The sequence below is a fragment of the Streptomyces sp. NPDC090106 genome (assembly GCF_044747265.1).
Classification (GTDB): domain Bacteria; phylum Actinomycetota; class Actinomycetes; order Streptomycetales; family Streptomycetaceae; genus Streptomyces.
Genome location: NZ_JBIVDS010000009.1, coordinates 21389 through 39055, shown reverse-complemented (window position 1 = coordinate 39055; position 17667 = coordinate 21389). Strand labels below are relative to the sequence as shown.

At 71.7% G+C, this 17667-nt stretch carries 15 protein-coding genes and 1 pseudogene; 7 read left to right on the top strand and 9 right to left on the bottom strand.

The window, feature by feature from the left end; genetic code table 11:
• Positions 1–42 precede the first annotated feature (42 nt).
• Together ACIPSE_RS27760 and ACIPSE_RS27755 are read right to left on the bottom strand one after the other, a co-directional pair.
• Entirely contained in the window at positions 43–2019 is a 1977-nt protein-coding gene (locus ACIPSE_RS27760) for a fibronectin type III domain-containing protein (protein ID WP_401667360.1), read from the bottom strand.
• 148 nt (positions 2020–2167) lie between these two features.
• Positions 2168–3379, bottom strand: a complete 1212-nt coding sequence (locus tag ACIPSE_RS27755; protein WP_401667357.1) for a HupE/UreJ family protein — start codon at positions 3377–3379, stop codon at positions 2168–2170.
• A 235-nt stretch (positions 3380–3614) separates the two neighbouring features.
• Here ACIPSE_RS27755 and ACIPSE_RS27750 point away from each other — a divergent pair, with 235 nt between their 5' ends.
• The 4 genes from ACIPSE_RS27750 (at position 3615) to ACIPSE_RS27735 (ending at position 7376) form a co-directional block, all read left to right on the top strand.
• Entirely contained in the window at positions 3615–4286 is a 672-nt protein-coding gene (locus tag ACIPSE_RS27750; RefSeq protein ID WP_401667355.1) for a hypothetical protein, read from the top strand.
• A 121-nt stretch (positions 4287–4407) separates the two neighbouring features.
• Positions 4408–5748 (top strand): ferric reductase-like transmembrane domain-containing protein, encoded by a 1341-nt coding sequence (locus tag ACIPSE_RS27745; RefSeq protein WP_401667352.1) that lies wholly within the window; start codon positions 4408–4410, stop codon positions 5746–5748.
• A 12-nt stretch (positions 5749–5760) separates the two neighbouring features.
• Positions 5761–6396 (top strand): hypothetical protein, encoded by a 636-nt coding sequence (locus ACIPSE_RS27740; RefSeq protein WP_401667349.1) that lies wholly within the window; start codon positions 5761–5763, stop codon positions 6394–6396.
• A gap of 2 nt (positions 6397–6398) precedes the next feature.
• Positions 6399–7376: a TIR domain-containing protein gene (locus ACIPSE_RS27735; RefSeq protein WP_401667346.1), complete on the top strand. Its 978-nt coding sequence runs from the start codon at positions 6399–6401 to the stop codon at positions 7374–7376.
• A 97-nt stretch (positions 7377–7473) separates the two neighbouring features.
• Here the strand turns inward: ACIPSE_RS27735 and ACIPSE_RS27730 are convergent, their stop codons facing one another.
• Positions 7474–8238, bottom strand: a complete 765-nt coding sequence (locus tag ACIPSE_RS27730; protein WP_401667343.1) for a TetR/AcrR family transcriptional regulator — start codon at positions 8236–8238, stop codon at positions 7474–7476.
• A gap of 255 nt (positions 8239–8493) precedes the next feature.
• Here ACIPSE_RS27730 and ACIPSE_RS27725 point away from each other — a divergent pair, with 255 nt between their 5' ends.
• A complete protein-coding gene (locus ACIPSE_RS27725) occupies positions 8494–10746 on the top strand; it encodes an MMPL family transporter (protein WP_401667341.1) in 2253 nt (750 codons plus the stop codon).
• A 69-nt stretch (positions 10747–10815) separates the two neighbouring features.
• Here ACIPSE_RS27725 and ACIPSE_RS27720 read toward each other — a convergent pair whose 3' ends face one another.
• Positions 10816–12456 (bottom strand): phosphodiester glycosidase family protein, encoded by a 1641-nt coding sequence (locus ACIPSE_RS27720; protein ID WP_401667339.1) that lies wholly within the window; start codon positions 12454–12456, stop codon positions 10816–10818.
• Positions 12457–12701: 245 nt separating this feature from the next.
• On the opposite strand from ACIPSE_RS27720, the gene ACIPSE_RS27715 reads away from it, so the two are divergent.
• The gene (locus tag ACIPSE_RS27715) at positions 12702–13466 is read left to right on the top strand and encodes a DUF1963 domain-containing protein (protein ID WP_401667337.1); all 765 of its coding nucleotides are present in this window, start codon (positions 12702–12704) and stop codon (positions 13464–13466) included.
• A 105-nt stretch (positions 13467–13571) separates the two neighbouring features.
• The gene (locus ACIPSE_RS27710) at positions 13572–14252 is read left to right on the top strand and encodes an alpha/beta fold hydrolase (RefSeq protein ID WP_401667335.1); all 681 of its coding nucleotides are present in this window, start codon (positions 13572–13574) and stop codon (positions 14250–14252) included.
• A gap of 48 nt (positions 14253–14300) precedes the next feature.
• On the opposite strand, the gene ACIPSE_RS27705 is transcribed toward ACIPSE_RS27710, so the two are convergent.
• The 5 genes and pseudogenes from ACIPSE_RS27705 to aztA form a co-directional block, all read right to left on the bottom strand.
• Positions 14301–15566, bottom strand: a complete 1266-nt coding sequence (locus tag ACIPSE_RS27705) for an MFS transporter (protein WP_401667332.1) — start codon at positions 15564–15566, stop codon at positions 14301–14303.
• A 178-nt stretch (positions 15567–15744) separates the two neighbouring features.
• Complete coding sequence (locus tag ACIPSE_RS27700) at positions 15745–16074, bottom strand: putative quinol monooxygenase (protein ID WP_401667329.1); 330 nt, start codon at positions 16072–16074, stop codon at positions 15745–15747.
• On the bottom strand, positions 16071–16553 hold the full coding sequence (locus ACIPSE_RS27695; protein ID WP_401667327.1) for an IclR family transcriptional regulator C-terminal domain-containing protein: 483 nt from the start codon (positions 16551–16553) through the stop codon (positions 16071–16073). Before ACIPSE_RS27695 ends, ACIPSE_RS27700 begins: the two co-directional genes overlap by 4 nt.
• Before the next feature lie 140 nt (positions 16554–16693).
• Positions 16694–16804 (bottom strand): annotated as a pseudogene (locus ACIPSE_RS27690) (helix-turn-helix domain-containing protein); the annotation flags it as partial.
• Between the two features lie 113 nt (positions 16805–16917).
• Positions 16918–17661 carry a zinc ABC transporter ATP-binding protein AztA gene (gene aztA / locus ACIPSE_RS27685; RefSeq protein ID WP_401667325.1) on the bottom strand — a complete coding sequence of 248 codons (744 nt, stop codon included), beginning with the start codon at positions 17659–17661 and terminating at the stop codon, positions 16918–16920.
• Positions 17662–17667: the final 6 nt, after the last annotated feature.

Genomic DNA, 17667 nt, shown 5'->3' with positions numbered 1-17667 from the left:
CGGTCGTGGTGGTGGCCCGCCCCGCCGGTTGAGCGGGGACGATCAGCTGCTGAGCGCGGTGATCGTGAGGGTGGCGCGGTAGCCGCCCTTCTCGACGCTGTCCGGGATCTTCAGGTCCAGGTCGGCGCCCAGCTTCGCGGTGCCGCGGGCGTGGCCCTGGACCGCGGAGCCCAGGCCCCGGGACACGGCCAGACCGTCGCCGCCGTCGTCGTAGCCGGAGGCCACGGAGGCACCCGCCTGCGCGCCCGCGCCCTGGTTCTGGATGTACGGCGTCCAGCCGAGGTAGGAGCCCGCGAACTTCTTGTCGGCGTCCTTGAACGCGCTCACGTTCGCCGAGACCGACCACGGCGACAGCGAACGACGGGTGTCCGACACGAGGATCGGGTTGATCCTGCCCGTGGCGGTGAAGTGGTCGCCGCCGATCTCCTTGGCGGTGCCGAGGTCCACGAGACCGTTGTAGCCGTCGATGGTCCAGCCGAACTCGCCGGGCGCAGCCTCGGGCACGTCGACCTGGAGCGACTGGCCGTCACCGTTGTACGGGTGGATGCTCACCTTGTCGACGACCGAGCCCACGGGCTGGCTCTCGGTGGTGTTGTTGCACCAGTCGCCGTGCGACACCTCGGAGTTGGGCGCGTCGCAGGTGCCGCTGCGCAGGTTCTCCACCACGAGCTTGTCGTTGCGGACCTGCACCTTGACGTAGCTGCGGACGTGCTCCTGGTTCTGCACCGAGTTGTACCAGTAGCTGTCCGGGTTCAGCGGGTCGGCGCCGTTGCCCGCGCCGCTGGTGCCGCTGGAGTCGGGCGCCGTGATGTCGTAGTACTTCGAGCCCGAGGCCGAGTTGGCGGTCACGTACAGGACGCCGCCGGGGCCCGGGTAGACGTCCGCGGCGCCGGGCTGCTCCTGCGGGTCCGCCTTCTCACCGTTCTTGATGAGGTAGCTGCGGGAATAGCTGTGGTCGTGGCCCTGGAGGACCAGGTCGACGCCCAGCTTCGAGAAGGTGGTGGGGAAGTCGGTCCGGCGGACCTTGTTGTCCTTGTCCTTGGCGTGCGAGGCCGGCGAGTAGATGGAGTGGTGGTAGACCAGCACCTTCCACTTCGCCTCGTCACCGTGCTGGTCGATGACGTCCTCGACGTACTTGGTGTGCGCCTCGTCGCCCCCGCCGCCCTGGGAGGTGGCGTAGCTGTTGCTGTTCAGGTCGATGAACAGGACATCCTTGTAGATGTACCAGTAGTTGCCGCCCGAGGTGTTGGAGTCCGGGTTGCCGTTGGAGTACAGCGAGCCCGAACGGTCCGTGTTCGGCGTCGAGAAGTGCTGCTCGTACGCCTTGCCGCCGACGTCGTGGTTGCCGATGGTGGCCGCCCACGGGTACTGGCGCAGCTGGTCGGGGGCGAGGAACGAGGTCCACTGGGACTCGTTGTTGGCGCTCTCGACCTGGTCGCCGCCGGACACCAGCAGTTCGGAGTCCGGGTTGGCCCGGGTCGCCACGTCCAGCGTGTCCGCCCAGCCCGCCTGGTCCTGCGCGAGGTCGCCCGAGGAGCCGATCTGCGGGTCGCCGAGGAAGAGGAAGTCGTACTCGCCCTCGAAGTCCTGCGTCTTGAAGGAGTAGGTCGGGGACCAGTTGCCCTCGGAGCCCACCCGGTACGAGTAAGCGGTGTTCTCCTTCAGGCCGGTGAGGGTGGCGTGCCGGTTGTAGCCGCCGCTGGTCGCGATGTTGGCGGCACCGAGCGCGTCGAAGGCCGCCGCGTCCGTGGGGAACTCACCGGAGTCCAGCCGCGAGGTGGGGGCGAGCTGGACCTTCTGGGCGGTGTCGGTGGTGGAGTACCAGCTGACGGTGCGCTGGGACTCGCTCGCGCCGACCCCGAGGACTATCCCGGACAGGGTCGCGGAGTCCGCCGCGGCGGCCGGGGTGGCGAGGCCGCCGCCGAGGGCGACGGACAGGCCGAGGAACGCGGCCGTGGCGCCGAGGGTCACACGGTGCCGGACAGGCCCGAGGGCCTGCGAGGGAAGGTTCGGTCTCATGAGATGTCGTTTCTGCTGAGTGCGTGCAGTGTGCACGCGACGCGGTGATCAAGCTGTCGAGGGGGAGTGAACGAGATGTGAATGCGATCTTGGTGCGCGCTGAACATCACCGACGTGCCCGAGGCGCAGGGGGCTGGGGGCACGCGGCTCAGCCGCCCAGGACGCGCTGCACGAACCAGACGCAGCCCATGACGGCCACACCCCCCGCCGCCAGGCCCGTCACCCATGCCGCGGCACGCGGGGAGCGCCGCCGCAGCAGCGCGAGAAGCGGGAACGTCAGCGCGATGAGACCGAGTTGGACCGCCTCGATACCGACGTTGAACACCAGCAGCGACCACAGCAGGGTCCACGACCACGCGGCGTCGATGCCCAGAGCACCCGCGAACCCCAGCCCGTGCACGAGCCCGAAGCAGAACACCGCACCGAGGCGGGCCCATCCGGCCCGGTCCAGCGACAGCGGTCCGCCCGCGCCCCGGCTGTCGGCCGTCACCTCGGCACGCGGACGCCGCAGCCGCCACAGGTGCCAGCCCGCCACCACCGCGATCGACAGCGCGATGACCGGCTCCACGATCCGCGCGGGCACGTCCACCAGGCCGAGGGCGGCCAGCAGGAACGTGACCGAGTGCGCCACGGTGAACGCCGTCGCCGCGAGCACCACTTCGCGCGGCCGACGGGAGCCGGCGATCAGCGCGATGAGGAACAGGATGTGGTCGGTGCCGGTCAGCAGATGCTCGGCGCCGAGCCGGAAGAACTCCACGAACCGTGCGGTCCAAGGGCGTTCGACCGAGAACGAGGGGTGCGCCGAGTCCAGCGCCGCGCTCCCGCTGTGCCCGTCGACCGTGTACGTCACGATCGTCTTGGTGCCGGTCACGTACTCCTCGGAGTCCGGGAAGAGACCGCTGCGGATCTCCTGGTCGGCGCCGTGCCGTTCCGGGCAGGTCCAGTCGAGGTCCAGCAGCGCGTACGGCACCCCCTCCGCCCGGCCCATGCGGAAGCCGCCCGAGGGTTCGGCCGTGCACGCCTCGCCGCCCACGGTCACGCCGAGCCGCCCGGTCACATAGCCGACGGCCGTGTCCCGGTGGGCGTTGAGCGCGGCGGCCTCGGCGGCGGTGTCGTCGGCGTCGAAGGCGTCGGTGCCGGCCTGGAACAGGGCGTCGTCCCTGCCGGAGTCGGCCGCCGAGACGACGAGCAGGTCGTACTCCAGTTTCAGTGCGGTCCTCAGCCGTCCGCCGTCCGCGCCGGTGGCGTGGAGGTACACGGTCGACGAGAAACCGTGGGCGGCCGAGGGTCCGGCGAGGCCGAGGAGGAGGAGAACCGCCGCGCCGGCAGTGAGCAGCAGACGGCGGAAGTGCTGTGACATGGGGCTCCTTGAGGTTGCCCGAGCACCGTGCTGGCCGTGGGTGAATGACGGAGGGCCGGTCGGCGAATCATGGGCGAACACATGTGCGGGACCGGTGCGAAGGATGGAGATCGTCCGCCGCGACGGCACAGGATGAGTCCCGCACCGCTTCCGTACGAGGTCACAGCCCCGGGCCGGCTCCCCGCCGCCCCGCCCACCACCCCGTGCGGCCACTCACGCACGGAGGACGACCGACTTGCACCGCCTGCTGCTGCCCGCCGCCCTGTCCGTGACCGCCGTCCTGCTGACCGGGTGCGGCGCGGGCGACGACTGGTCGGTGGCACGGCCGATGCCCTCCGCGGTCGGCCGGGTCGACCTGGGGTTCATCGATCCGTCCGACCCGCCCGCCCCCGAGGCGACGGTGACCCCGTCCCCCGGATCCTGGTCGGCGGTACGCCCCGCCGAGGGCACCCGGGTCGTCCTGCTCACCGCAGGCGACGACCGGCCGACGCGCACCCTGGTGTCCGCGGTGCGGGAGTGGGCCGAGGGCGAGGGCGTCGACCTGCGCACCGTGACCGCCGCCGACGACACCGACCTGCTGCCCGCGGTCACCCGGGCGACGGACCTGCACCCGGACCTCGTCATCAGCGCGGGCGAGGATCTGATCGACCCCCTGGCGACCGTCACCGCGAACCATCTCGGGCAGCAGTTCCTGGTCGTCGGCGCCGAACTCGCGGAGCCCACCGAGAACGTGACGGCCGCCGACTGGACCGGAGCCTCCTTCCGCGGCGAGGGCCTCGGTGCCTCCTCCGCCTACGACGCCGCCTCCTTCACCCCGGCCCGCTGCGCCGCCGCCGTCCGGGCGGGAACGGCGGCGGTCCTCACCGGGAACACCGGCATCGTCCTGTGGATGGACGACTACGCGTGACGGCGGCCGGGCAACACAACGCTCAGTAGGCGCAGTTCGGCGCGAACTCCCCGCCCGTGAACGGAACGGTCCCGACCGCCGTATCTTTACCGGACCGGGGTCACGGGGGAGGGGGACAGCCATGACGGCTGTGAGCAACACGGTGGGCAGCGCCACCGTACGACCGCTGGACGCGGCGCGCTGGGTGATGTGGACGTACGTCGCCGTCAACGTGGCGATCGTCGAAGTGCTGTTCGCGAGTGCCGGGTCGGGCAAGAACGACGTGCTGACCGTCGCGAAGTTCTTCGGACTGCACGCGGCGCTGCTGATGCTGTTCCAACTGCTCCTCGTGGCACGGCTGCCGTGGCTGGACCGCCGCATCGGGATGGACCGGCTCACCGTGTGGCACCGCTGGGTCGGCTTCAGCCTCCTGTGGACCGTCCTCACCCACGCGACCCTGGTCGTGCTCGGCTACGCGACCCTCGACGACACGTCCATGACCAAGACGTTCGTCGCCCTGAGCGGGGTGACCGCATCCCTCCTCGGGATGCTCGCCGCGGGCGTCATCCTCGCGATCGGGACGATCTCCCTGCGCGCGGTACGGCGACGGCTTCCCTACGAGGTCTGGCACGCCCTGCACCTGCTGCTCTACCTGGCCCTCGGCCTGGCGTTCGTCCACCAGCTGGAGGAGACGACGACCTTCACGTCCTCCGCGTTCGCCACGGCCTACTGGTGGGTGCTCTGGCTGTTCTCCTTCGGCGCCCTGCTGACCGGACGCTTCGCCCTGCCGCTGTGGCGCAACGCCTACCACCGCTTCCAGGTCACGGCGGTGGTACCGGAGTCGGACCACGTGGTGTCCGTCTACGTCACCGGCCGCCACCTCGACAAACTCCCCGCCCGTGCGGGCCAGTTCTGCATCTGGCGCTTCCCCGGACACAACAACTGGTGGAAGGCCAACCCCTTCTCCCTGTCGGCGGCACCCGACGGACAGGGCCTCCGCCTGACCGCGAAGGCCGTCGGCAGCGTGAGCGCGGGCCTGCGTCAACTCCCCGTCGGCACGCGCGCCTTCGTCGAGGGACCCTACGGGGCGTTCACCTCGCTGCACCGCAGCAGGTCCGGCGCCCTCCTCATCGCCGGCGGCGTCGGCATCACCCCCGTCCGGGCGATGCTGGAGGAACAGACGAACGGTGACGTCGTCGTGCTCTACCGCGTGCGCGACGAGGCCGACGCGGTCCTGCTGGACGAGGTGCGCCGCCTGCTCGCCATCCGCGGCGGCCGACTGCACCTGCTCACCGGCCGCACCGCCGAGGGCGCCGCCCCGCCCTTCGGCCCGGACGGCCTGCGCCACCTGGTCCCCGACGTCACCGAACGCGACGTGTACGTCTGCGGCCCGCCCGCGATGACCGGCGCGGTCCTCAGCAGCCTCCGAGCCCTCCGCGTCCCCGCACACCAGGTCCACGCCGAGAAGTTCTCCCTGGCCTGACGGCGGACATCCATGGACCAGGGCGGAACGGCGCGCGGCCTGAGCTGGTTGCCCGACGTCTACGACATCGGCTTCACGCTCACCCTGAGCGAAGGGCTGACGCCGTACGAACCGCTGCGCCGCGTCGGCGCCGAGGAGCGGCACATCGTGCCGCTGATCCGCGCCGCGGCGAGGGAACTGCTGCTGAGGCGCGAAGAGGACCACATCAGCGACCTCGACTTCCTCGACCGGGAGGACGAGGCGGCCGCCGCCCGGCTCACCCACGGCGGCTTTCTTCCCGCCCCGCCCCGCACGATCGTCCGCGCGGGCTCCGTGGCGGACTGGGCCTACGCGCTGGAGGAAATCCACTGGCACGCCGGAACCCGACTCGCTGAACTCTCCCGACGGGGGCGGGCGTTCTGCGTCGACTCCAACGCCAAGGGCTTCACCCGGGTCGAGTTCGCCCGCCACGCCGAGCTGTTGAGCTCCTTCGAGCCGGGGCTCCCGCACCTGGCGAGCGGCGTCCCGGCCGAAGAGGCCCTCGGATTCGTCCACCACGGAGGCGAGCCCGGCCACCTCTCCTTCCTCCGGTTCCTGGAAGGCGCACTCGGCCTCGACATCCCCTGGGAGGAGACGGAGTCGGAGCTTCCGTCCGCCGCGTTCACCTGACAATGCCTCCCCTGTCCCGTTCCCTCAGGGGCAAATCGGGCAGTATCGTGCCGATGGCGCGACCGCGGCTTGTGCGAGATCGGAACGGACGACCGGAGGCGGCGAATTTGGACACGGACAGTCCGGTCAAGGACCCGAGGATCTTCATCTCCTACCGTCGGATCGACACGAAGACGAGAGTGACCTCGCTGGCTCGGGACCTGTCGCTGAAGTTCGGCCCGAACGCCGTTTTCGTGGACACTGACAAGATCCGGGCGGGCAACAGATGGCGGGAGGAGATCGAGGCCGCGCTCGAAGCCGCCGATGTCCTGCTCGTGGCCATCGGAGACAAGTGGCTGAGTGCGACCGATCTCTACCACCGGCGCCGGATCGACAACGAGGACGACTGGGTGCGACGGGAGATCGCCTCGGCGCTGGCGTCCGAGAAGCCGATCATCCCCATCCGGTTCGACGGCCAGGCCGAACTGGAACGAGAGGCGTTGCCGAAGGAGTTGTGGCAGCTCGCCGACATCCAGTCGATAGAGCTGCGGGAAAGCGACTGGGTCGAGGACTTCGACAAAATCGTCCGTCGTCTGCGGGATTTCGGTTTCACCAGTTCGGCTCAGATCGTTCCCTATCCGAATCCGGTCATCAAGGAACCGGTCGCTTCCGAGGTGGAGATCAGGGAGTTCCTGCGGCGCTATCCGGAATGGCAGGTGCAGTACCGCCCTCACCCCACCGACCCCGGTGCTCAACGCAGAGGCATCGGCACCACCCTCACCTTTCGCAACTTCCGCGACGCGATCCACTTCATGTCCACCGCCGCCTGGGGCGTCGACGAACGCAACCACCATCCCGAATGGGAGAACATCTGGAAGTCCGTGGTTGTCTGGATCACCCAGTTCGACATCGGCGGCGACATCACCGGCCGCAACATCGAACTCGCCGAATATCTGATGTCCGTCTATGAGCCGTACGCGAAGACTCTGCGCCCTGTCTGACCGATGTCCTGTACCGCCTGGGGTGGCGACGGGACCGGTGGCCCTGACATGTCGCTCCGTCACTTCACCGCTCCGCCACTCGGATGCTCCGCGTCCGTCAATTCATGGAGGCGCCTCGCGCCGGTCCGTCCCCCGCTGGGGGAATCCTGTGGTGCAGGTCCTCCAGGAGGGTGCGCATCGCCTGCCGGAATATCTCGGCCTGGTGGGTGCCGGTGAAGGAGAAGTGGCCGAAGACCTCCAGGACCACCAGGCCGTGCATCCGGCCCCAGGCGTGCAGGAGCAGTGCGGTCGCGGCGGGCGGCAGGGAGTCCTGGCGGTCGGTCGCCTGGCCCTCCAGATGGGCCCGCAGCTCCGGTGAGAGGCCGCCGGCGTCCGCCCCGGCCAACTGCTCCTCGGTGAATCCGCCGAACAGCTCCCGCTCGAAGACCGCGCTCATCTCCAGCAGCGCGCGGGTGGTGGGCCCCGCCACGGGCGCGGCGTAGTGGCGCAGCGGTGCGCCGTACAGGAGTTGGAACCGTTCGCCGTGGGTGATGGCCCAGCCCCGGTACCCCTCGGCCGCCACCACGAACGACGGCAGCTCCGGCTCCAGCGGCGCACGCTCGGCCGCCGCCCGTACGGCCTCGGTCAGTTCCTCGTACGCCTTCGTGATGAGCACGGTGACCAGGGCGTCCCGGTTCGGGAAGTAGTGGTAGAGCCCCTGCACGCTCATCCCCAGCTCCCGCGCGACCGCCCGCAACGACAGGGCGTGCGGCCCGTGTTCGTCGATCTGGCGCTCGGCGGTGTCCACGATCTCCCGTACGGCGACCGCCCGTCGCCGCTCACGCAGGGACGGTAAGGCCGCGGTGCGCTCGTCTGCTGGCATGCGCCGACCCTACGACGACCCGGCGCCGTACCGGGAAGCCCCGGCATGCCCGGAAAACCTGACACTGTCAGGTAAATCTCGTGCTGCTCAAAGCCTCCCGCGCTCACTACGTTCCTTCTCGGCGAAGGAAAGCGCGACGCCCCGCCCCCGGCTGACCACCGGGGCGAGGGCCGGATCCCGCGCCGCCCCGGAACGCGTCGCACGCGCTCCGACCGGCCTCGCCGTCTCGTCGTAGGAACGCAGAGGAGAAGAACCGTGTTCGAACGCATAGCCGAGCTGGCGATCCGCCGGTCCCGGCTGGTCCTCGTCGTCGCGGCCCTGGCCGTGGCGCTCATGGGCGTGGGAGGCGCCGGAGCCTTCGACAAGCTGCTCGGGGGAGGCTTCGACGACCCGTCGTCACCGTCCACCCGCGCGGCACAGGTGATCGAGGAGAAGTTCGGCGGTGAGGCCAACCTGGTCCTCCTCGCGCGCACCGCCGACGACAGCGGAGGCGACGTCGGCGCACCGGCGGCCCGACGCGACGGCGAGCGCCTCGTCGCCGACCTGAAGGCCCGCGAGGAACTGACGAACGTCGTCTCCTACTGGGACTCCGAGAGCCCCGAACTGCGTTCCGAGGACGGCCGTGAGGCCCTCGTGCTCGCCCATGTGACCGGCGACGACACCGAACGCAAGGAGCACGCGCGGAAGATCCTCGACGACTTCACCGGCACCTACGCGGACACCCTCACCGTCCGGGCCGGCGGCGGCGCCGCGGTCGGCGCGGACCTGTCCGGGCAGGTCGTCGACGACCTCGTCCTCGCCGAGGCCATTGCCGTTCCCCTGACCCTGATCCTGCTGCTGGTCGTGTTCGGCAGCGTCGTCGCGGCCCTGCTGCCGCTCGTCATCGCGCTCGTCGCCGTCATCGGCTCCTTCGCCCAGCTCTCCCTGCTCGGCAGCCTCACCGACGTCGCCGACACCGCCACCAACCTCACCACCGCGCTCGGCCTCGGCCTGGGCATCGACTACGCCCTGCTGATGGTGAGCCGGTTCCGCGAGCGGCTCTCCGCCGGAGCGGACGTGGACGACGCCGTACGGGCGACCGTGCACACCGCCGGACGCACCGTCGCGTTCTCCGCTGCGACCGTGGCCGCCGCACTCGCCGCGCTGATGGTGTTCCCGCAGTACTTCCTGCGCTCCTTCGGCTACGCCGGGGTCGGGGTCGTGGCGCTCGCCGCGCTCAGCACGCTCTTCGTGATGCCCGCGCTGCTCAAGGTCCTCGGCCACCGCGTCGACAGCGGCCGACTGCCCTGGCGGAGGAGGTCCGCCGCACCGCAGGGCCGGACACCGCTGTGGGGACGGCTGGCCCGCACCGTCATGCGCCGCCCCGTGCTCACCGTGCTGCCGGTCCTCACCGTGCTGCTGGCGGCGGCCGGCCCCCTGCTGGGCATCACCTTCGGCACCCCGGACGAACGCGTCCTGCCCGAGGACGCGGGCAGCCGGCAGGTCTCCCAGGCCCTGCGCGAGAACTTCGGCGGCAGCGAGGAAGCCGCCGTCCACATCGTCGTCGACGCCCCCGTCGACACGACGTCCCTGAACGCCTACGCCGTACGGCTCGCCGCGCTCGACGGCGTCGCCCGTGTCGAGACCGGAGCGGGCACCTACACCGGAGGTTCCGCCGCGGCGACAGGCCCCGGCGTGGCCGGATACAGCCGCTCCGACGCCCAACGCCTCAGCGTCGTGAGCGAGTTGACGCCGCGCTCGGACGGTGCCCAGGACCTCGTCCACGACATCCGCGCCCTCACCCCGCCCGACGGCACCCACCCCCTGGTGGGCGGGACCGACGCCCAACTCGTCGACTCCAAGGCGTCGATCGGCAGCAGGCTCCCGCTCGCCGCCGCCCTGATCGTGCTCACCACCTTCGTCCTGCTCTTCCTGTTCACCGGCAGCGTCGTCCAGCCGGTGCGGGCGCTGCTGCTCAACGCCGTCAGTCTCGCCGCCACCCTCGGCGCGATGACCTGGATCTTCCAGGACGGCCACTTCTCCTCGCTGCTGGGCTTCACGCCGCAGCCCATGGAGATGTCGATGACCGTGCTGATGTTCTGCATCGCCTTCGGACTCTCCATGGACTATGAGGTGTTCGTCACCAGCCGCATCAAGGAACTCCACGACCAGGGCGCCGACACGGAGACGGCGGTCGTCGACGGCCTCGGCCACACCGGCCGCATCGTGAGCGCGGCGGCCTTCCTGCTGGCCGTGAGCTTCTTCGCCTTCGGCACGGCGAAGATCAGCTTCATGCAGATGTTCGGCCTCGGCAGCGGACTGGCGGTACTCATCGACGCCCTCGCCGTACGTGGCTTCCTCGTCCCGGCCGCGATGCGGCTGCTCGGACGCGGTGCCTGGTACGCCCCCGGGTTCCTGCGGCGCTTCCACTCCCGGTACGGCCTCGCGGAGGGCGGCCCGGAACCGGTGCCGACGCCGGACGCCGACGCGCGGGACATGCCGCGCGGGAAGTCCACGACGGGCGTCTGAGGTGATGACGGTGACGGCCGCGCGGGAGATCCCGCCCCCGCGCGGCCGTCACGTCCGGACCCGGCCGGTTCAGTCCGTCGTCCCGGGCAGCACCTGGATGGTGCCGCCCACCGCGCGCTCGCCCGAGCCGTCCGAGGGCTTGTTGACCAGCGTGCCGTCGACGGCCATGGCGGTGGAGCCGCCACCGTCCAGGTTGAGGGCCTCGACGGCACCGAGGGACCGCATGAAGGCGGCGGCCTCCTGGAGGGTGAAGCCCGCGCTGCCACCGGACCGGCGCCCGTCGACGGTCGCCAGGATCAGCCGGCCCCGGCCGTCCACGCCCGCCATCGTGCGGGGCTGCCGGGTGTTCGCCCAGGCATGGCCGAAGGACAGGTCGGCCGGGTCCACGACACCCTCGGCAGCCGCGTCGATGCTGATCCGGCCGTGGTGCACGAGCGTCGGCGCGGCGCTCACGATGCTGTCGTCACCGTCGAGCCGTACGCGCCGCCCCGCGGAGTCACGGACGCTCTCCTCGACGTCGGCACGCTGCCCGGCACGGGCGTGGGCGGTGAGCCAGTGGGCGGCCGTCCCGATGCCCTGGAGCACGGTGGTGCCGGCCGGGACCGTGCCGCCGCGCGCGCCCACGGACACCGCGCGTCCGGCGCCGTCCAGCACGACCTGCGTGCCGGAGCCGGTGGGCAGGGGCGCCTTCCACTGGTCGGTGAACCGCACCAGGTCGTCGGTGAGCCTGCATGTGACGTCCTGCCAGGGCCGCTCGCTCGGAGTGCCGCCCGGCCGCCCGCAGTCCCGGACGAGCCCGGGGACGCGGTTGATGCCCTGCGCCTCGAAACGGGACCCGCCCGTGCGCACCGTGACGGTCGTCGTCAGATCCGCCACCCGGACGCGCCGCCCGCCGTCCCCGATGATCAGCGCGGCCCGGGACCCGGCGGCCATCGACTGCAACTGCCCGTGGTCCGCGCTGAGGCCCGCCTGCGTGCCCTGGACTCCGTCGGCGTCCGAGGTGACGAAGAACGAGGAGTTCACCCCGACCAGCGAGCCGAGCGCCGCGGCGACCGAGGACGTGGTCTCGCGCCGGGTGACGTTCCCGTTGTGCGTCCCCTCCACACGGCCCGTGAAGGTGCGCGGGTCGATCACCGCGACGTTGACGTTCTCCCGGTCGGCGGGCTGGTCGGCGTCGTAGCCCGTCCAGTCGACCGAGGGGTGGAAGCCCGCCGCGCCGACCTGCTGGGCGACGCTCTGCGCGTCCGCCTGCGCGGCGTACGAGCCGATCCGCACCCGTACGCCCATGACGCCGTGCGGGGTGTCGCTGTAGTCGGGCCAGTACACCGTCTCCACCCGGGGCGCGAGGCCGGTGGCCCGCAGCTTCTCGGCGGTGTCGTCGGCCCAGGCCTTCGCGCCGACCGAGGCCCAGGTCGCGGCGGAGCTGAGCCGCCCGGTGCCCGGTGCCTGGACGGTGACCGTCCAGACCGGCTCGGCCGACGCGTCGACGATGACGCCGCTGCGCACCCGCACGCCCGGAGCGACCGTCCGCGTCGTCCAGGAGGCGGTGCCCGCGGAGTGGCCGGTGCCGGCACCGAGGGAGGCGGCGGTGGTGATCTCGACGGCCTGCGCCGTCCCGCCTGTCCCGCCGGACGTGATGACGGCCAAGGCGGCCGCGCTGCTCATCCAGACACGTGCCCGCACGGCGGACCGGCTGCGGATGTGACTCATGGTGTCCCTTCGTCTCCCGGCGACCGGACCGCGTGTGCACCGGAACGTTCGCCCTGTGGCGCAGCAGAGCCAAGCGCGCGGTCCGAGCGGCATCCGGGCCCCGAAGCGGCAGGACACGGAACAGTCCGTGAACACCTGCGCCGGAGCGGACGAACGCGACGACGGCGGAGACCTTCCGTGCGGGAACGCCCAGCGCGGCAGGTGCGCCTGCCGGATTGTCAGTCGGCCATGGCACCATCGCGGGCATGACCTTGATCGACGATCAGCGCGTCCGCGAGCTGGCTGCCGGGTTCGGCGTTCCCCCCGCTGTCGCGGGGCAGTTGATGGCGCACACCCGACCGTGTGTGTACCTGGTCCCGCTGGACGAGGTGCCCCCGTCCCTGCGGGACCGCACCCGGCCCGCCGCGCGCAGCGGAGGTCTGCCCGCGTTGCCGGAGGGGACCGACTGGCCCGCGGGGAAGGAGCCGTTGATCCTGAGCATCGACTGCGCCGCCCTGCCGCGCGATGCGCTGGACATCCGGATACCTCCGGACGGGCACCTGCTGGTCTTCAGTGACATCGAATACCCCCCGGACTCCTCCGCGGTGCTGCACGTCCCGGCCGGCACACCCACCCGGGAGCACGACGGAACCTACGAGATCGACGGCGACCCCACCCAGGTCACGGTCTACGAACCCCGCACCCTCTACCCCGTGGCCGGCTTGACCGTGGACGAGGACTGGCGGGACGGCACCCCCTTCGACGACGCCGCCGACGGCGTTCTGGACCGTTTCGAGGAAGCCGTCCTCGCGGCGGCGTCCGGCGGAACCCGCCCCGGCGTCTGCGTACAGCTCGGCGGGTTCTCCGACCCGTGGGACATGCCGCCCGACGAGGGCGACCTCGTGCTGCTCGCGCAGGTGCACGGCCAGGCGGTCGACTACGAGGTGTTCACCCTCAACCTGATCGTCGGCAGCCGCCAGGACATCGCCGACGGGCGCTACGACCTCCTCCAGTACGAGCAGCAGTGCTGAGCCCCCGCCACCGCTGACGGTCCGCGCGCGGAGCGGTCCGGGACGACGGCGAGGCGCGCGATCAACACCCGTACCCGCCTGCGCCGTTCGGCCTACGATGGCGCGATGAGGTTCGTGATGGTGCCGGGTGGCTGGCAGGGCGGCTGGGCGTTCGACGCCGTGGCCGCCGAGTTGCGCCGGGACGGTCACCACGTCGAGGCGGTGACGCTGTCGGGACTGGAACCGGACGGCCCGCTCGACACGGACCGTCCCCCGAACCTCGACACGCACATCGACCAGGCCGCCGAGATCGTCGACCGCGACGACCGGACCCCCGTCGCGCTCTGCGGGCACAGCTACGGCGGGATGGTGATCGCCGGAGTCGCGGACCGGCTCGGTGACCGCCTCGACCAACTCGTGTTCATCGACGCCTATGTCCCGGACGACGGCGACTCGTGCTGGTCGCTGACCAGCGACAGCTTCCGCGAGCTGTTCATGGCCGGCGTCCGCGGCGACGGCCGGTGGGTCGCCGTCCCCGAAGGGCTCGACCCTCGCGCCCGCCCCCACCCGCTGCCGAGCTTCGTCCAGGCGGTCAGGCTCGAAGGCACCTCGGACAAGAGCGCCTTCGGCCGCACGTTCATCAGCGGCGGCGCGTGGCCGGGCAGCCCCTTCGTGGACCTGGCCGGGCGGTTGCGCGACGACCCGGGCTGGCGCGTTCTCGACATTCCCGTCGGCCACAACATCGCGCGCCGCGACCCGCACCGCCTCGCGGCCGTGCTGCGTGGACTGGCGCCCGCCTCCGTCTGACGCGCGGCCTTTTCACCGCGCCCCGACGCTCCCGGTCCGGGCGCGTGTTCAGGGACCGGCCGGTGCCGCGCCCGTCGGCTCCTCGCGCCGTGGGGCCCCGGTGCGGCGCAGCTCCGGAGTGGTCACCGTCACCGCGGTCACCGCCGCCAGGCAGGCCAGGCCGCCGGTGACGAGGGCGGTCACCCCCGAGGACCAGCCGGCGACGAGGCCGCCGCGGAGATTGCCCAGATGGGGGCCGGCCTGTCCGACGATGGTCTCGGCCGCGGTCACACGGCCCAGGAGGGCGTCGGGGGTGCAGGTCTGGACGATCGTGGTCCGTGACAGTACGGCGATGGCGTCCGCGGCACCGGCCAGCGCGAGGAGGCCGAGACCGGCCCAGGCACTGGTCGTCAGGCCGAACAGGGCCAGCGCGATGCCCCAGCCCGCAGAGGCGCACAGCATCACCGGGCCGGGACGGGCCAGCCGCGTCACCGGCCCCGAACACGTCGTCGCGAGGACTCCGCCCACCGCGAGCGCGGACAGGAACAGCCCCAGAGTGCGCGGGTCGCCGCCGAAGCGTTCCTCGTTGACCAGGGGGAAGAGGCTCGTGGGCATGGCGAGGAGGCAAGCCGCGAGGTCGGTGAGCAGGGCGCCGCGCACCACACGGTGACCGACCAGGAAGCCGAGCCCGTCCAGGACGCCATGGACGCCAGGCCGTGACTTCTCGCCCTCGGGAGGCAGCGCGGGCAGACCGTAGGCGCCGTAGAAGGAGAGGGCGAAGCTGAGCGTGTCGATGAGGTAGCAGACGCCGATGCCCCACCAGCCGAGGACCAGCCCGGCGACCGCGGGTCCCACCAGCATCATCGCCTGGCCGGTGACCTGCTGGAGGGCGAGTCCGGCCGCCACCTGGTCCTTGGGCAGCAGCCGCGGCACGAACACGCCCGCGGCCGGGGCGCCGAGCGCGGAGAACGACGTCTGGGCCGCCACCAGGGCGAGGATCACGAGGACGGGCGCGTGCCCGGTGAAGGCCTGCACGGTCAGCAGCAGCGAGCAGATCGCCGAGCCGACGGTGCCCGTGAGGTACATACGGCGACGGTCGACGCGGTCGGCCCACGCGCCCGCGAACAGGCTGACGCCGACCATCGGCACGGCCTGCGCCACACCCACCGCGCCGCTCCAGAAGACGCTGTGGGTCATGTCCCACACCTGGTACATGACCGTCACCATGGTCATGAAGCTGCCGAGCGTGGAGACCGTCCGCCCGAACAGCAGCCGCCGGAAGACGGGAGAGGTGCGAAGCGGCTGGACGTCGAGCAGCACGCCGGTCAGGCTCATGAGCAGGGGACCGGGGCGGAGAGCGGGGTGGGCTGATGCACCGGGGAACCCTAACGTGCCGCCTTCGCACCAGCCACCGAATAGTTCGGGGACCGTACAGACGGCCCGCACGCGGTGGATGCGGCCAAGCCCAAGCCCAAGTCCCGGCCCGGGCCCAGGGCTATGGCTTCGGCCGCGGTTACGGCTTCGGGGCGAGCTCCGCCATGGGGCCCCAGCCGTGCTGGTCGGGAATCGCCACGTTGATGATCTCGGGCGTCTCGGCGATGACCGTGGCCATGGACGCGAGTCCGGCGGCGAAGTGGTCGGACCGCACGTGGGCCGCGGCGGCGTCGTCGTCCGCGAACGCCTCCAGCAGCGTGAAGCTGTGGGGGTCGTCGACGCTGCGCGACCAGTCGAAGAAGAGGTTGCCCGGTTCGGCGCGGGTCGCCTCCGTGAAGGGGCCCACGACGGACAGCCATTCCTCGGAGTGCTCGGGACGGACGGTGAAACGTACGGCGATGAAGATCATGACTTAAGGATGCGCGGCACGACCGGCGGGAGCCAGCCGTCGGCAGGCCCATTCCGACGCTGCCGGAAGTCCGCGAGCGGAAGCGAGACCGACAGGGCATGGTCCCGGCGGTGGGGCAGCGACACGGCGAGGCAGGTGCAGCCGAGGTCCGCCTCGCCCACGGAGACCGCCGGCCCCTGCCGCCGGACGCTCGCGAGCTCCGCCTCGAAGCGTTCTTCGTCGGTGATCGTCCGCTCGGTGAGGCGGGCCATCCCGTGGCCGGCGAAGTAGCGCCGCCGTTCGACTCGGGAGAGCGAGGAGAGCAGCACCTTGCCGTGGGCGGTGGCGTGCGCCCGGGTCTCCAGGCCGGGCGTGAACGGGTTCCTGCCGTCGTCGAAGGGCGCGGTGGTGTCGATGACCGTGATGCGTCCGCTGCCGTACGCGGTGTAGTACGCCTCGGCACCGGTGGCCTGCCGTACACGCGACAGCAGTGCCGCCACCTCCGTCCCCGTGCCCGAGTGCCGCTGGTGGGAGCGGTGCAGGGAGTGGATACGCGGGCCCGGCGCGTCGCCCGCGGTCCCCGGACGAGATACCCGCGCGCTGTCAGCGGCCCGAGCAGGTGGTAGACGGTGGACAGCGAACACCCCACCTGCCGCGCGAGCGCCTTGGCGCTCAAGGGGCCCGGCGCGTCGGCCACCGCGTCCAGCAGCGCCGGCGCGCGGTCCACGGACCGGGGACCGGGCAGGGTCATGGTGGTGATCCTTTCGGGGTGCTGTCGCCACCACGAGGGTAGTGCGGTCGCGCTCGCGGCCGGGCGCGAGCGCGACCGGGACCGGCACACCAGGCGTCACGGTGCCGGTGGCCTCACGCCGGCTGCCAGATACGTGACAGGGCCGTCGGCGTGAGGACACGCTCGGGCGGTCCGTTCCCGAGCAGTCGTCCGTCGCTCAGGAGGAGACAGGAGTCCGCCGCGCGGGCCGCTTCCAGGTCGTGCGTGGCCTGCACGACGGTCGTGCCGTCGGCGACCAGGTCGGTCAGCAGCGCGGTGATCCGCTCCCGGGCCTCGGGGTCGAGGCCGGTGGTGGGCTCGTCGAGGAGCAGCAGGTCGGACTGCTGGGCGAGGCCCTGGGCGATCAGGACCCGCTGGCGCTGCCCGCCGGACAGTTCGCCGAGCTGGCGGGCGGCGAGATCGGCGACGCCCAGTCGCTCCATGGCGGAGTCGACCACGCTCCGGTCCCGCCGGGTCAGCCGCCGCCAGGGCCCCCGCTCCGCCCAGCGGCCCATCTCCACGGTCTGCCGTGCCGTGAGGGGGAGGGTGTCGCCGACCGCGCCGCGCTGCGGCACGAAGGCCGGTGGGTGGCCTTCCGCGTACCGGAGCCGTCCGGATGTGGCGTCGAGCACGCCCGCGAGGACACCGAGCAGGGTGGACTTGCCGCTGCCGTTCGGCCCGACCAACGCCGTCATGGCCACCGCCGGTATGCCCGCGCTGAGTTGACGCAGTACGGGGCGGCCCGGGTAGCCCGCGCTGAGGTCGTCGAAGCGGATGCGTTCGTTCGCCGGGTGGCCGGAGGGCAGCATCGCGGGGTGTTTTTTGAACATGATTTTCATTGTAGG